Source organism: Nocardioides aurantiacus (assembly GCF_003752505.1).
GTDB classification, from domain to species: domain Bacteria; phylum Actinomycetota; class Actinomycetes; order Propionibacteriales; family Nocardioidaceae; genus Marmoricola; species Marmoricola aurantiacus.
On the sequence record NZ_RKHO01000001.1, the window covers coordinates 1,993,297 to 2,007,018 of the forward strand.

15 protein-coding genes are annotated in these 13,722 nt (G+C 66.8%); 6 read left to right on the top strand and 9 right to left on the bottom strand.

The features are described 5' to 3' along the window. Positions 1–44: 44 nt before the first annotated feature. Positions 45–1,691, top strand: a complete 1,647-nt coding sequence (locus tag EDD33_RS09590; RefSeq protein ID WP_123390432.1) for an amidohydrolase family protein — start codon at positions 45–47, stop codon at positions 1,689–1,691. A gap of 27 nt (positions 1,692–1,718) precedes the next feature. On the opposite strand, the gene EDD33_RS09595 is transcribed toward EDD33_RS09590, so the two are convergent. Together EDD33_RS09595 and EDD33_RS09600 are read right to left on the bottom strand one after the other, a co-directional pair. Next, positions 1,719–2,288: a GNAT family N-acetyltransferase gene (locus tag EDD33_RS09595; RefSeq protein WP_123390433.1), complete on the bottom strand. Its 570-nt coding sequence runs from the start codon at positions 2,286–2,288 to the stop codon at positions 1,719–1,721. Between the two features lie 234 nt (positions 2,289–2,522). Then, entirely contained in the window at positions 2,523–3,065 is a 543-nt protein-coding gene (locus EDD33_RS09600; protein WP_123390435.1) for a TetR/AcrR family transcriptional regulator, read from the bottom strand. A gap of 55 nt (positions 3,066–3,120) precedes the next feature. Between EDD33_RS09600 and EDD33_RS09605 the strand changes: the two genes are divergently transcribed. Beyond that, on the top strand, positions 3,121–3,945 hold the full coding sequence (locus tag EDD33_RS09605; protein WP_123390437.1) for an SDR family NAD(P)-dependent oxidoreductase: 825 nt from the start codon (positions 3,121–3,123) through the stop codon (positions 3,943–3,945). 263 nt (positions 3,946–4,208) lie between these two features. Here EDD33_RS09605 and EDD33_RS19975 read toward each other — a convergent pair whose 3' ends face one another. Next, complete coding sequence (locus tag EDD33_RS19975) at positions 4,209–4,721, bottom strand: hypothetical protein (protein ID WP_170169767.1); 513 nt, start codon at positions 4,719–4,721, stop codon at positions 4,209–4,211. Between the two features lie 186 nt (positions 4,722–4,907). Between EDD33_RS19975 and EDD33_RS09615 the strand changes: the two genes are divergently transcribed. Continuing rightward, the gene (locus EDD33_RS09615; RefSeq protein WP_123390438.1) at positions 4,908–5,444 is read left to right on the top strand and encodes a hypothetical protein; all 537 of its coding nucleotides are present in this window, start codon (positions 4,908–4,910) and stop codon (positions 5,442–5,444) included. Positions 5,445–5,738: 294 nt separating this feature from the next. Here EDD33_RS09615 and EDD33_RS09620 read toward each other — a convergent pair whose 3' ends face one another. Further along, positions 5,739–6,677, bottom strand: coding sequence for an SDR family NAD(P)-dependent oxidoreductase (locus EDD33_RS09620; RefSeq protein ID WP_123390440.1), 939 nt, complete (start codon positions 6,675–6,677; stop codon positions 5,739–5,741). Next, entirely contained in the window at positions 6,674–7,360 is a 687-nt protein-coding gene (locus EDD33_RS09625; RefSeq protein WP_123390442.1) for an NAD(P)H-binding protein, read from the bottom strand. Before EDD33_RS09625 ends, EDD33_RS09620 begins: the two co-directional genes overlap by 4 nt. Positions 7,361–7,371: 11 nt before the next feature. Here EDD33_RS09625 and EDD33_RS09630 point away from each other — a divergent pair, with 11 nt between their 5' ends. Continuing rightward, positions 7,372–7,947, top strand: coding sequence for a TetR/AcrR family transcriptional regulator (locus tag EDD33_RS09630; protein WP_148077030.1), 576 nt, complete (start codon positions 7,372–7,374; stop codon positions 7,945–7,947). 57 nt (positions 7,948–8,004) lie between these two features. On the opposite strand, the gene EDD33_RS09635 is transcribed toward EDD33_RS09630, so the two are convergent. Both EDD33_RS09635 and EDD33_RS09640 read right to left on the bottom strand, forming a co-directional pair. Further along, positions 8,005–8,757 (bottom strand): SDR family oxidoreductase, encoded by a 753-nt coding sequence (locus tag EDD33_RS09635; protein WP_123390446.1) that lies wholly within the window; start codon positions 8,755–8,757, stop codon positions 8,005–8,007. A gap of 386 nt (positions 8,758–9,143) precedes the next feature. Further along, complete coding sequence (locus EDD33_RS09640; protein WP_170169769.1) at positions 9,144–10,100, bottom strand: helix-turn-helix transcriptional regulator; 957 nt, start codon at positions 10,098–10,100, stop codon at positions 9,144–9,146. 152 nt (positions 10,101–10,252) lie between these two features. Between EDD33_RS09640 and EDD33_RS09645 the strand changes: the two genes are divergently transcribed. Further along, entirely contained in the window at positions 10,253–10,654 is a 402-nt protein-coding gene (locus EDD33_RS09645; RefSeq protein ID WP_123390449.1) for a RidA family protein, read from the top strand. A 153-nt stretch (positions 10,655–10,807) separates the two neighbouring features. Here the strand turns inward: EDD33_RS09645 and EDD33_RS09650 are convergent, their stop codons facing one another. Beyond that, positions 10,808–12,061 (bottom strand): methyltransferase, encoded by a 1,254-nt coding sequence (locus EDD33_RS09650; RefSeq protein ID WP_123390451.1) that lies wholly within the window; start codon positions 12,059–12,061, stop codon positions 10,808–10,810. Between the two features lie 405 nt (positions 12,062–12,466). On the opposite strand from EDD33_RS09650, the gene EDD33_RS09655 reads away from it, so the two are divergent. Continuing rightward, on the top strand, positions 12,467–12,970 hold the full coding sequence (locus tag EDD33_RS09655) for a toll/interleukin-1 receptor domain-containing protein (protein WP_211332496.1): 504 nt from the start codon (positions 12,467–12,469) through the stop codon (positions 12,968–12,970). A 334-nt stretch (positions 12,971–13,304) separates the two neighbouring features. Here EDD33_RS09655 and EDD33_RS09660 read toward each other — a convergent pair whose 3' ends face one another. Beyond that, complete coding sequence (locus tag EDD33_RS09660; protein WP_123390453.1) at positions 13,305–13,718, bottom strand: VOC family protein; 414 nt, start codon at positions 13,716–13,718, stop codon at positions 13,305–13,307. Between the last annotated feature and the right edge of the window lie 4 nt (positions 13,719–13,722).

A 13,722-nucleotide genomic window follows, 5' to 3' on the forward strand; every position in this document is an offset into this window, starting at 1 on the left:
ATCGACTGGACCTTCTCGTTACGTCAACTTCTATCGTCACCGGCATGACCGTCCACCAGCCGTTCACCGTCACCGCCGCTCGCCTGTTCGATGGGAGCGAGGTACTGGCGGCCACGCACCTACGGGTCGCCGAGGGACGCATCGACGCGATCGGCGGCTCGGAGATCATCGGTCACGACGACGCTCTGATCAGCGGGGGCACGCTGCTTCCCGGCCTCATCGACGCCCACGTCCACCTGCTGCCCGGCTGCACCCAGTTGGCCGCCACCTTCGGTGTCACGACCGTGATCGACCAGTTCAGCAAGCCCGACGTCATCGACTCGGAGCGGGCCGCCATCGCTGCAGCTCTCGCGGGCGCAGGACCTGCGAGAGCGGATCTGCGCACCTCGAGCATCGGCGCCACGGCTCCCAACGGCCATCCCACGATGGCCTACGCCCCCATCCCCTACGTGACCGGTCCCGGTGACGCACCGCGATTCGTCGAGGCACGGATCGCTGAGGGGGCGACCCATCTGAAGGTGATCTACGACGACGGCTCGGGCGCGATGCTCAACATCGCCTCCCTCGACCCGGCCACGATCGAAGCACTGGTGATTGCGGCGCACCGTCACGGCCTGCCCGTCGTGGCGCATGTCTCCACAGCGGCCGGGGCGGTCACGGTCGCGCGCTGCGGGGTCGATGTCTTGGCCCATGTTCCGTTCGAACGAATGAGGGAGGCAGAAGTCCGTGACGTCGCGCAGACGGGGGTCGCGCTGATCGCGACACTGTCCCTGGTCGATGGATTCCCCAACGCCGACGGCGGCATGCCGCTGCTGGGCGAACCGGGACTGGCTGCCCGCCTGAGTCCGCGTTGGCGCCGGGTCCTGGATGGGCAGTCACGGAGGTGGATGCCACCCCCACCGGACGGTGCTGCGGCCCGCGAGAACACCCTTGCCCTGTTCCAGTCCGGGGTGCGTGTGCTCGCCGGCACCGATGCTCCCAATCCCGGCCTGGTCTTTGGCGCGAGCCTGCACCGTGAGCTGCAGCACCTGGTGGACGCTGGGCTGCCTCCCACCGAGGCGTTGCGCGCAGCGACCGCAACCCCTGCAGACGTATTCGAGATGCCGGACCGTGGCCGGCTGCGTATCGGCTCACGCGCCGACATAGTCCTCGTCAACGGCGACCCCACCGCAGACATCACCGCCACCCAGCACCTACGCACCATCTGGGTCGCCGGACGCGACCCGGCACCCGAGACCTACTCCGGCAGCACCGCCGAACGCGAGGCCATCACCGCGCTCCGCGAGACCACGAACAAGATCGTTGCCGCCATCCAGGACTCCTGGCCCGACTTCCCCACACCCGAGGACGTCCACCGCGACGACGGCGAACTCCTCGGACGACTAATCCCGACCTCCGGCGGATGGCAGGCCACAACCACGTTCGGAGCCGCACTTGGCGCCATCACCACCCGCGACGAAGCGTTCGACACCGTCCTCGGCCAGGGACTCGCTGCCCTCGCTGAGACCTGGTGGGTGCAGCCACTCGACGCCCGCAACTGGCATGAGGCCACCCTGGTGGAGGTCGAACCCGACCGGCTTCGCCTGCGCTGGAAAGACCCCATGGTCGACCAACCGCCCTCCGGGCAGTGGTACCACCGAGACGACATCAATCTCTCCCGCACCAGACCCGACGAACCCAACGGGTCGTAGCTCGCGTCTGTCCCGGACGGGCAACGCTCAACGAGCAGGGATGGATCTGGAGGTGTCAGGTCGATCGGGGTGCGCGAGCGCGTATTCAGCCTCTCCTTGCTCCCAGCCGGTAATCGGATGGTCCCACTCCTGCACATTGGTTCCGACGTGCACAAGGCCAACCTTCTGGAGCACATGACGCGAGGCGTGGTTCACCATCATCGTGCTGGCGACGACGCGAGTGACACCTGGCGCCGAAAGGGCTTGCGCAGCCATCCTTTGCGCTCCTTCGGTTGCCAGCCCGCGTCCCCACGCGGCGCGACGAAGGCGGTAGCCGATGGAGCTCGTGTCGTGGTTGTCCACGAACGAGCTTGCTCCCCACCAGCCGACGAATTGCTCTTCTTCGTAGCCAGCCCAGTAGCCGGGGCCTCGGGCGGCATCTGTTCGTAGCGAGAGACGTTCGGCCCACTCTTCAGCGGTCTCCGCGGCGCTGGCGGGTCTCCCGAGGATGTGCATCATGACGGCTGTGTCGCGGTTGAGGTCCACCATGAGCGGTAGGTCGTCCTCGGTAACCGGCCGCAGGCTGAGTCGGGCCGTCGTGAGAATGGGAAGCGGCACAGGTTGGATTGTGCCGGACAAGTTCGCGCCTGATCATGTCCAATCCGCGACGCGGCGTACGACGTGCCGCCCCGCTCGATCGGTCTTGTGCTTTACCCGTCCGGCGCGCCACTCCCTCACGGATGGGGCCTCGATGTCGATCGGCTTGCGGGATTGCTCGACCAACCGTTGAGACACGGTTGGGAATGATCGCGTCCCCATCGGCTGGAGGCTTCTATCGAGAGGGCGAGTCCGTCAGCGCGCTTCGAAGGCGCGGAGGGTGCGAGCCACATGTGCCGTCACCCAAGCGGCGGTGAATGGTCGCGTTCGTAGAAGCCAGCGGTGGAGCACAGCGCCGTAGAGCAGCTCGACGGCCTCCTGCGGGTCAGCGATGCCTCCGCGAGCTAACCGGGCGGTGACTGCGTTGAGCTGAGGGCCGAGAAGACGGGTCGACATCTCGGAAGCGAGCCGATCGTCGCTCTGGATCTCCGTCGCGATCGCGCGGAGCAACTTGTCCATGGGCGGGTTGGTCATCTCTTCAACCGTGGCCAGCATCAAGACCTCAAGATCAGCAGCAAGGTCACCGGTCTCTGGAATTTCGACTTCCGCGCCTCCGCTTCGCTCAAGCAACGCGTCGAAGAGGACAGCGGACTTCGAGGGCCACGATCGGTAGAGCGTTTGCTTGCTCACCCGGGCCTGGTAGGCAATGCCCTCCATCGTTAACTGTCCATAGCCGTTGTCGACAACAAGCTGTAACACGGCCGCATGCACGCGAGTACGTGTGCTGTCGCGGGCCATGTCGCCATGCTGGTGCAAACGAGACGGTCCGTCCAGTTTCAGTTATGGTGAGCCAATGAACTCGAATCAGACCTGGCTAGTCACCGGCGCAAACCGTGGGCTTGGGAGAGCGTTGGCAGAGGCAGCCTTGGATGCCGGTCACTCGGTGCTCGCCACCGTGCGGGGCGCCCACAACCTCGCCGAGCACGAGCGCCTGGTGGTGCACCAGCTCGACGTGCGCGAACACGACCAAGCCCGAGAAGTTGTGGCCCGGGCCGTCGCCCAGTTCGGATGCTTGGACGTGTTGGTCAACAACGCTGGCTACGGCCTCATTGGTGCGATCGAGGAAGTCGACGAGCGCGAGGCTCGGGAGATCGTGGACACCGATTTGTTCGGTGCGTTGTGGCTCAGCCAGGCAGCGGTCTCGGTCATGCGCGAACAGGGCGCCGGCGACATCGTTCAAATATCCACCGTTGGAGCGGTCGGGACTATGCCCACGATGGGGCTCTACAACGCCGCAAAGTGGGCGCTCGAGGGGTTCAGTGAGGCTCTCGCGGCGGAGGTTCGAGACTTCGGCGTACGTGTGACGCTGGCAGAGTTGGGGGAAATCAACACAGAGTGGGCCACGACCAGCATGCGGTTCAGCGCCCCACACCCGGCCTACGACGAACTCAGAAGCAGTCTCTTCGGGACCCCCGAGGTGCCATGGCCTGCCGACGGGACCGGTGGCGGTACTTCGCCACGCGACGCAGCAGCCGCAATCCTGGCCCACGTTGCCGACTCGACCGACACGAGGTTGCGACTCCTGGTGGGCGACGACGCACCTGCACAGGTATTCGCAGCACTGGAGAACAAGCGCCTCGACTACGAGGTCGACCCACGTTTCGCCGCGCTCCACTGAACTGAAGGATCGGCTACTGGGACGCCAACCTCCGTTGGGTCCCCGCCTACCCGTGCAGCAGTTCCCGCCGTCACGGTGATGAGTCGTCTGCGTGGTCGTAGCGCAGAGTCCGGATCGGGGACACGAAGAGGGTCACGCCATCAGCGGAGAAGATGGCTGCGGCGCAAACCGGTGCGAAGCGGCTGCTCCTCTGGACGGCGAGGAGGCCCAAGGGTGCCGCAATCACTACACGGCAACACGAAGTCACGGAACGCAGAACAGTCTCAGCCAGGGGTCCCCGCGGCGACGAGGTCGAGGGCGGTCATCCAGAACGGCTGTGCGCCCGTCCCGAAGGACGCCGCAAGGGCGTAACCGAGGGCAGCGTCGGACGGTCGGAGGTCGGCGCGCTGCTCCCACTCTGCGAAACGATGGTCGTCCAGCCAGAAGAGTTCGCCGAGAGGCCGCCCATCGCGTGTCAGACGGCTGCCTGAGAACGAGTTGGGCTGCAGCCGATAGCGCGAACCCGCATGCGTGATGTCGATTCGGTAGGACCGCCGACTCAACCGACCACCTGCCGGCGCCAACCGCACCGGCTGACCGTCGAGCGTCATTGTGAGGTCGTCCGAGCGCCGAGTCCCCACGGGAACGGTCTCACTGAGGGTCGACCCCTCCACGCGTTCGATTCTGACCAGCGGCACGTTTTCACCCTCAAGGACGACACTCCGCTGGGGCTCCACCGTCACCATCATTGATCCGTATCGGTGGTCGGTTATCGATACGTGCTGGTCGAAACTCACTCTCGTCCATCCTCCGCTTGATGTCGATGAGTCCCTCAACGGTTCGTGTCGGGTGACGTGCGGTAGATGATTGCGTATCGAGCGGCGGGACTCGCTCCGCCGATGCAAACGCAGCCCTCGCCGCTGAGACGAAAGTACTCAAGCGCCTCGCTGCCTGGTGGGCCTGCGCCGCCGTACTGTCGCGACGTGGACGCCTCCGAACCCAACCTCGACCAGTACTTGGAGCGCGTCGCCGGCATTGACCGATCTGACCGCAGCAGTCACCTCGCCCGGGCCGCCATCCTCGAACAGGCCACGATCCTCGACTACGCCCTCAACGAACTGATTGCTCTGCCGCTCGCCGTCGACCAGGCGGCCGCGAACTTGCTGGCCTTCGACATCTTCGCCCGAATCCCCAATGACGTTCGAGTCGGCATGCTCGAGACCCTTATGAAAGACCACGACCTCGAAGACTCCTGGCCGTTCGTGATACCGGTGCTGCGTAAGGTTTTCGGCTTGCGCAACCGGCTCGCACACGGCTTCGTCGAGAGGGTCGCTAACGACCGCATCCAGATCACCTCCTACAACCGGGGCAAGGAGTCGTCGGTCGAGTACTCGCCTCAGGAGCTCGGATGGCTCGTGTGGCAATCCCAAGTGGTGCGCACAGAGCTTCAGGACATGTGGGTGCGGCTACTGCCTGAAGACGACGACTGGTTCGTGGTGTGGAACGGTGCGGCCTGGTAGCTGTCGGAAGCACGCTCATCGGCATGCCCGGACGTTCCGTAAGCCGAACGGCTACTGGCACGCTCCGCGAGCCGATCCCGTACTGGCACGCTCCGCGAGCCGATCCCGTACTGGCACGCTCCGCGAGCCGATCCCGTACTGGCACGCTCCGCGAGCCGATCCCCCATCGGTGACGAACCGGGCATCACGGTTTGGCACCCTCTGAGGCCAATCTGCGCCCGTGGGCCGTTCCCTCCTTGGCACAGACTCGCGGCAGGCGGGGACCCCCGGACGCCGGCCGATGCGGTGGCGCCTTCACCGTCCGAAGTGAGCGTCGCTGAGGCCGAGCAGCTGTTGCTGAACTGTGGGGTCGTAGGCGACTGGGGGCGTGGTCGTGGGCATGTCTCGGTTGTAGTAGCGGCCGGTGACGCCTTCGAGCGCGGGATCGGTGGCAAGGCGCAGTGCGGCGTGGGCTCCTTGCTCGGGGGTGAGCATGCTACGGCGGATCAGCGCACTGAAGGGCTTGAGCAGGGCTGGGACGAGGTCGTCGATGATGTCGGTGGCCACGATGCCGGGGTGCACGGCGTTGACGGTGACTCCCTCGGGAGCCAGTCGTTCGGCCAGGGCGTGGCCGGCGGTGACGCTCATCAGCTTGGCGCGTGCGTAGGCCTCAAAGGCCTTGAACCCCGCCGCGGGGTTGAGCTGGGACAGGGTGCTGACGCCGTCCAGATCCAGGGTCGCCGGTCGGGCCGGGCCGAGCAGCTTGAGCTGGCGGGTGTCGTTGAGGGTGTCGCTGGCGACGTTGACCACCCGGGCGTGGCCGCGGCGGAGCTGCCCTGCCAGCGCCGTGGTCAGGCCGTACCCGGCGAGGTAGTCCAGGGCGATGTGCATCTCGACGCCGTCGGGCGAGAGCTGGCGGTCGCGGAAGTGGGCGCCGGCGTTGTTGACCACCAGGTGCACCTGGTGGTGGCGCTCGGCGATGGTCGCGGCGGCGTTCAGGACATCGCTACGTCGGGTCATGTCGGCGGCGATCACCTCCAAGGCGCCCTCAACCCCTTGTGCTCGGATGCGCCGACCCAGCGCGTCGGCCCGCGCTGGTGTGCGCGCGAGGATGACCACGTGGGCTCCGGCGCGGGCCAGTTCCAAGGCGATGACTGAGCCCATGCCGCCGGTAGCGCCGGTGAGTACTGCGACCCGTCCCGACAGGTTGACGTTCACCGCCGGTGCGGCCACGGGAACCTCCAGCGCGCTCATCGGGTGATCCGGGGGTGGGCGCGGGTGTAACGGGGAACCTCGGCCTCATCGAGCAGGAAGTCGGCCAGATCGGCGCGTCCGATGGAGCTCCACAGCCGGACCGAGGTGTCGGTGCCGGTGGCGTACTTCCCGTTCGCGGCGTGCTCGGACAGCTTCGGGGGACGCACGATCGTCCAGTCCAGGCCGGAGGCGGTGATCAACGGCTCCATGGACTCCTTGTCGCGCATCCTGTCAGCGACACCGGCCCAGACCGCCTTGGAGTACAGCGAGGAGTCATGCGTCTCCAGCACCCCGTGGGCGCTGACCACGATGAGCCGCTTCACGCCAGCGGCGGCCATCGCGGGCACAGTGGAACGCATCGCCTCAGTACAGACGCTGGTGGGGCCCTTCTCTGCTCCGCCGAGGGTGCTGATCACAGCGTCAACCCCAGCCAGGGCAGCCCCCAGACCGGCCGCGTCGGCCAGGTCGGCCCACAGATGCTCGCGTAGTCCCGGTGCAGGAGCCAGGGAACCGGGGCGGCGCACCAGTGCCACCACTCGATGCCCCCGCGCGAGCGCGTTGGTCACCACGTGCCTGCCCGTGGCGCCGGTCGCGCCCAGGACCGCCAAGGCCAGCCTGTTCGAGGCATCATGTCTCATAGTGGCAGGTTTGCACAATGAATAAGATGGGTCAAGGTGTCTCATAGACTGGGGTGGTGCCCCCTGACACTGACCCCCGAACCACGCGCAGCCGTAAGGCGATCACGGCCGCCACCCGACGCCTGCTCCTCGAACACGGCCCCGCGGCGGTCACCCACGTGCGTGTCGCCGAGGCCTCCGGGGTGGGGCGGGCGACCGTCTACCGGCACTGGCCCCGCAGCGATCAGCTGCTGGCCGAGGCCATGGCCGCCGTCCCGATGCCGTTCTTCGACACTCCCCCGGACCGTGGTACGCCCACCGTGGAGTGGGTGCGTGCTGAGCTGACGTCCCTGGCCCGCCAGCTGGGCCTGCCTGACGTGCGCGCGGTGACCACCACCCTGGCCAACGCCGCCTTGTGGGACATGGGCATGGACGCCCGCCGATCCGGCTTCGCCCACCTGCTCGCCCAGCGCCTGAGCAGCGCCTTGCACGTAGCACAGGAGCGCGGCGAGGTGACATTGTCGTCTACGGGCGACCACGCCGCGGCCTTGGCCATCGGGCCTCTGTACTACCGCGCCACCATCGAGCACGCCCCCATCGACGAGCACCTCATCCAAGCCGCCATCGACGCCCTCGGCACCTGGCACATCTGACCCAGGTGAAGTCACCGATCCCGTTGTGGAACCCGGCGTCGACACACCCACGGGTGATCAGGCGGGGGCGCCGGCCTCGATCCACTCCTCGAAGCTGCGGCCGGCCAGGATGGCGTCGGGGCCAGCGAGTGCGGCCCCCCGCCGGGCCGCGCGCCCCGACCTGCCCGGCAGCACGAGCGGTAGCACGAGGCGGTGCGCGCCGCGTGCCCGAAAGGTGCGCCGGCAGGCCGTCGTCATCGCCAACCGCTGTGGCCCACCCAGGTCCACCGTCCGCCCCTCGTCCTGGCCATCGATCAGCCGGAGCAAGTGCTCGACCACCGTCTCTACATCGACCGGCTGCACCGGTTGCCGTAAACACAGCCGCACAGGTCCGAGCCCGAGCGTCCCGGCGAGTTGGGCCGGGAAGGTGTGGAACTGCGTCGCGCGCAGGATCGTGGCAGGCACGGCACCAGCGCGGGTCTCGCGCTTCTGTGCCAGCTTGCCCGCGTAGTGACCCACCCCCGGCATCGCGTCGATGCCAACGATCGAGAGAGTGACCAGGCGGTGTACGCCGGCTTCAGCCGCGGCCAGCTGCAGGGTGCGGGCAACGGCGGCGAAGAACTCGACGCAGACCCGCCTCACTTGCGAAGTGGTCGAGGTGCAGTCGAGCACCGCCTGCACACCGTCCAAGACCCCGACAAGACCCTCCCCGGTCACGAGGTCGACACCGCTGGACCGGCTGAGGACCACCGCCTCGTCGCCCCGTGCCTGCAACCGGGAGACCACCCGGGAGCCCACCTGTCCGGTTCCACCGGCCACCGCCACGCGCATGTCGCCATCTTCCAGAGGCTCAAGGACGCCGGCAAGGATGCAGGCGGCGCGGCCTCGCGTCGAACGACGATCCGGCGTTGCTGGCTCCGAGCCCGAGGCCCTGTTCAGCGGCTCACAGAACGGCACAGGCAGGGAATTGGCAGCAGTGTCGCGAGCCAATCCCCCTGTGGGACAACAGTGGACGGACCCGACCACCGTGCCTATGTCGCCGTGGCGGGATCCCGTACTGGCTCGCGGAGCGTGCCAGTACGGGATCCCGCACCGGGGCGCTCCGCGAGCTCATCGGCTTGTGGTCACGCTCCACGTGACGATGGGCTCGCGGAGCGACCCGGTGACCGATCCATGTACGAGAGCAGGGGGCGTGTCGAGTCGACCTGCAGTTGCAATCACGGGCTCGCACCGTAGAGGGTGGCGAGCCGGACCATGGTGTCGGCCACGGCTTGGCGGAGCTCGGGCGGGTCCAGGACCTCGACTTCTGCACCGAGTCGTAGGAGATGGCGGGCGGCGTTGTCGAGGCGGTCGAATCGCAGGCTCAGTCGAGCCCATCCGTGCTCGTCGCGTACGACGTCCGCAGGCAGTGGCAGCTCGGGTCGGGTCACCTTGTCGAGCAGCTGGAGCAACGGCTCGGCCGCTGGAGCGATACGCACAGTCACGAAGTAATCCGGGATCGACTCGAGGAACGTCTCGCGGAGCTGAGTCCAGGTCGCGGCAAGGTTGAATTCGACCGGCCGGTCGAAGCGGTGGACGAGCGCCTCGACGTTGTCGATGCGTGAAAGGCGGAAGAGTCGGAAGGGGCGTTCGTCACTGTGTCGCGTCCGTCCGAGGAGGTACCAGGTGTAGCCCTTCAGGATCAGTCCGAGCGGCTGGACCTCGAGATCCTTCCCGCGGTAGGTGAGTCTGACCTCGCGGGACTCCCAGACCGCCTGGGCGATGTCAGCCAGCGCCGAGGGGTCGTCCGGTGGGGCGATCCAGTGGGTCGGCTCCACCAGCAACCGGTCACGCACGACACGCGCTGCGGTCTCTGATCTCCTCTCCATCGCCGGCAAGAGGGTGCGGTCGGCGACGGCTGTGTCGAACCCGAGTTGGGCGGCGATCGCCGGCACAGCGGCGAAGAGCACACCGCGCGCCTCGGCGGTGTCGAGTCGCGGCAGCCCAGCGATCCGATAGGAAGGATCGATCCGGATCCCGCCGTTTCGCCCGACCTCGGTGTAGACCGGAACGCCCGCGCCGCTCAGCGCCTCCACGTCGCGGTAGATGGTGCGCACCGAGACTTCGAGCGCCTCTGCCAGCTCGGTCGCTGAGGCGCCGCCCCTGATCTGCAGTCGAACCAGCAGCTCGACCAACCGACTCGCACGCACGTTGAGAAGACTAGCCATGAACGCTGACACGCTCTGTCAGGGTTCCTGCCCCACGATGAGCCTCAACAGCCCGCTGGGCCGTCCAGGCTCCAGCGAACCGGGCACGAAACGCGCCCATTATACGAGAGGTCACCCACATGTCCCACACCATCGTCAATCCCGATGGATTGCACGATCCAGCCCCGTTCGGTTACAGCCACACTGTGGCCATCCCTTCCGGCACGGAACTCATCCTCGTCGCGGGTCAATATGGATCGGACTTGAACGGCACGGTCGTCTCGGCCGACTTTGGCGAGCAGGTGCGGAAGGCGTTCGGCAACCTCGGCGTTGCCCTGGCGGCCCACGGGCTCGACCTCAGCGATGTCGTACAGCTCAGGACGTACGTCGTGAATCTTGACTTCGACAAGCTCGGTGCGATTGGCCAGGCCGTAGGCAGTGGCTGCGGGGACACCCCACCCACGCAGACCGTCATCGGAGTGGCCGGGCTGGCCATGCCGGACATCCTGTTCGAGGTCGAGGCCGTCGCCGCACGCGCTTAGCTAGCGCGTTGCACTGGGCGGGTGCGGCATCGAGCGACGCCGAACTCGCCCAGGTCACCAACAGCCCATCCCGTTTGTCCATCCCTGATCGACATTGTTCGGATCCGTGGCGGCGTCGCGGACCGATCGTGTTTCGGTGAGTCCTCTTCGTCCTTAGCTGGTCGCCACGGCCTTGAAGAAGGTGTAGCAGAAGACACCATCGGCCTCGGTGGTGCGGAGCAGGTGCTCAATGCCTTCGTCGAAGCGGTGGGGCTCGATGAGCCCGGCCGAGAGTGCCGCCTGGCGCACGCCCTGGATCATGGCGGTGAAGGTCTTGCGGGTGAATCCATCGACGAGTCCGGGCCGGCTGGCATCGACGTACACCTGGCGCGGCGACACCGCGACGTTCTGGTAGCCGGCGGCGTCCAGCAGCGGGTAGAGGCGGCGGCCGATGAGGGCGTCACCGCCGGCGAGGCGTTGCAGAGTCACCTGACAGGCGATGGCATCGCGTGCGGCTTGGCTGTCGGGGTGGAAGTAAGTCGAGCCGTGGTCGCCCTCGATCACGGTGATTGTTCCGCCTGATTTGAGCATGGACCGGAGGTTCATCAGGGCGGCTGGGGGGTCTGCGAGGTGCTCGAGCAGGAAACAGACGAAGACGTGGTCAAAGCTCCCGGCCGACAGCGGCCCCTCCCCAGCCGGCAGGTCGAGGACATCTGCTTGCAGGAAGGTGATGTCGTCCAGGCCGGCGGCTGTCGTTCTTCTGCGGGCTTCGTCGAGTGACGTCGTGGAGATGTCGAGGCAGGTAATCGCTGCGCCGGGGGACTTCTCGGCCAGAGTGACGGTCTGGGCGCCCACGCCGCATCCGACCTCGAGGACCGAGACTCCCGGCGGGTAACCGGTGTCGCTGTGGAGCAGGTCGATCAGTGAGCCGGCCTGATCGGTCAGCCGCTGGTTCTCGAGGCTGTGATAGCCGTGGACATACTGCTCGAACATCGTCATGGATTCGATCACTCTCATCAGCGCGTGAGCCTGCCGGTCACTGGTGTCGTTGGTGGTGTCTCCTGGTGCGGCGTCCTCCAGGGAGCCCAGAACGGCCGCGAGCCGGTCGCGTAGCAGAGTGCGTCTACGTAGGTCGTGGTCCAGGTCGTGGAGGTGGTTCCGCAAGGTCTCGACGGGATCGGGGTCTTGCTCGTCAAGCAGAGCAGCGACCCGGGTCAGGCTGATCCCCGTCCGCCGCAGCGCCAGCGCCCGGTACAGCCGCGTCACCTGGTCCGGCCCATACCGTCGGTGCCCACTCGCTGAGCGGTCGGCGCTCACCAACCCCTTGTCCTCCCAGTGGCGCAGCATCCGCACCGACAACCCGCTTGACTGCGCAAGCTGCCCGACCGTCCAGGACGCCGGCCGCGTCTTGTCCTTCTGGGCGTCCATGCTCAGAACCGTAGAACCTCACACCGTGTGAGGATCAACTCCGCGTCTTCTCAACTCCGCGTCTTCTGTACGTGCAACTGACAGGAAGCCCGTCCCCTTAGTCGAACCCCGATCGGAACGACCCTCGCTGCCGTGTCGGAGGTCGCCACTAGCATTGGCCCCATGTCTCAGTGCACTGCGCCCGTACTGGGCCACATCAGGGGCGGCGGCGCCGACTGCCCAGTTCACGGACGCGGCGGAGGGTACGGCTACGCGCCACCGCGGTCGTACCCGTCCTACCCAGCACCGACCGCGCCTGTGCGTAGGAGCGGGAGCCTGTCGAGCAGCAGCGGGGGCGGGGGACGTCGCACCGCCCGGCCGGCCTGGCAGCCGAGCACGTCGACTGTCTCGTACACGCCGCAGCAGGTGCGCGACCTCGAGCCCGTCCGCGCGGCGGCCGTGGTCCGAACTCAGGAGCACGACGTGTTCCTCTGCCACGCCTGGCCCGACCGCCAGGATGACGCGAAGGATGCCTACGACTTGCTCGTCGGGGAGGGCGTCTCGGTGTGGTTCAGCGAGGTGAGCCTTCGGCCCGGCACGGACATGCGAGTGGCTATCGAACGGGGGCTCGTGAGTTCGCGCATGGGGATCGTCCTGGTGACGCCCGCGATGCTCGACAAACTACGCACCGACCGAAGCGTCGCGAACGCTGAGCTCAGCGCTCTGTTGCGCCGCAACCTGCTGGTGCCGGTCATGCACGGGGTGACGTTCGAGGAGCTTGACCAGGTGAGCCCCACGCTCGCGTCACGTGGTGGATTCAACACGGCGGAGGAGTCTATGGGGGACATCGTCGTGAAAGTCGCCGAGCTCGTCGGAACGCTCGCCGATGAAGAGGCAGACGGGCTCAGCATGAAGTCGGCCGACACATAGCGCCGGATAGGAAAAGGCACTACGCCTCGAAGCGGTCTCGATACCCGATCGAGCTGTGGCGGGGTCCGGGTCGTTCGTGACGGCTTGGTAGAGACGGTTACGGAAGGAGGTCGAGTAGCCGCCGAGGAAGAATGTCCACCCGTCGTGAGTTCGATGGAGGTCCCCGGCGCCGACACCGAGAAGCCCCTTCGGCATCGGACCGGTCACCATGTCCCACAGCACACGAGCTGAACGCAACTGCATCCAAGAAATCTACCGCGCTCAGCGGTGGGTGGCTCGTCAGGATTCTGCCAATCCCTTGTCGTGACCCGATTCTGTGCTGTCTTGCGACGGGTCAGCCGGGGTGGTGACAGACGGCTTCGAGGTTGATGCCGTGAGGGTCGCGGACGAAACCCCCGTAGTAGTCGGGGTGGTATTCGGGGTGGACGGCGGGTGCGTGGAGCGAGGTGGCGCCGGCGGTGAGGGCGCTGTCATAGAAGATGTGCACGGCTTCGCGGTTGTCGACGTAGAACGCGAGGTGCATGTTGGTGCCGACGGTGCCGGAGTCGACGAGCCAGAAGTAGGGCTTGAGGTCGGGCCAGCCGAAGCCTGTCATCGCGGGGAGCTGCTGCTCGTGGTCGGCCGGGATCTGGAGCATCTTGGTGATGCCGATGGAGGCGAGGACCGGCTCGTAGAACGCGAGGGCGTTCTTGAGGTCGGGGACGGCGATGTTGAGGTGGTCGATGCGAGATCCAGTGGGATCGGTCATGAGT

Coding starts and splice junctions, on each gene's coding strand:
- EDD33_RS09590 (WP_123390432.1), top strand. CDS start 45: ATGACCGTCCACCAGCCGTTCACCGTCACCGCCGCTCGCCTGTTCGAT.
- EDD33_RS09600 (WP_123390435.1), bottom strand. CDS start 3,065: ATGGCCCGCGACAGCACACGTACTCGCGTGCATGCGGCCGTGTTACAG.
- EDD33_RS09605 (WP_123390437.1), top strand. CDS start 3,121: ATGAACTCGAATCAGACCTGGCTAGTCACCGGCGCAAACCGTGGGCTT.
- EDD33_RS09620 (WP_123390440.1), bottom strand. CDS start 6,677: ATGAGCGCGCTGGAGGTTCCCGTGGCCGCACCGGCGGTGAACGTCAAC.
- EDD33_RS09625 (WP_123390442.1), bottom strand. CDS start 7,360: ATGAGACACCTTGACCCATCTTATTCATTGTGCAAACCTGCCACTATG.
- EDD33_RS09635 (WP_123390446.1), bottom strand. CDS start 8,757: ATGCGCGTGGCGGTGGCCGGTGGAACCGGACAGGTGGGCTCCCGGGTG.
- EDD33_RS09645 (WP_123390449.1), top strand. CDS start 10,253: ATGTCCCACACCATCGTCAATCCCGATGGATTGCACGATCCAGCCCCG.
- EDD33_RS09650 (WP_123390451.1), bottom strand. CDS start 12,061: ATGGACGCCCAGAAGGACAAGACGCGGCCGGCGTCCTGGACGGTCGGG.
- EDD33_RS09660 (WP_123390453.1), bottom strand. CDS start 13,718: ATGACCGATCCCACTGGATCTCGCATCGACCACCTCAACATCGCCGTC.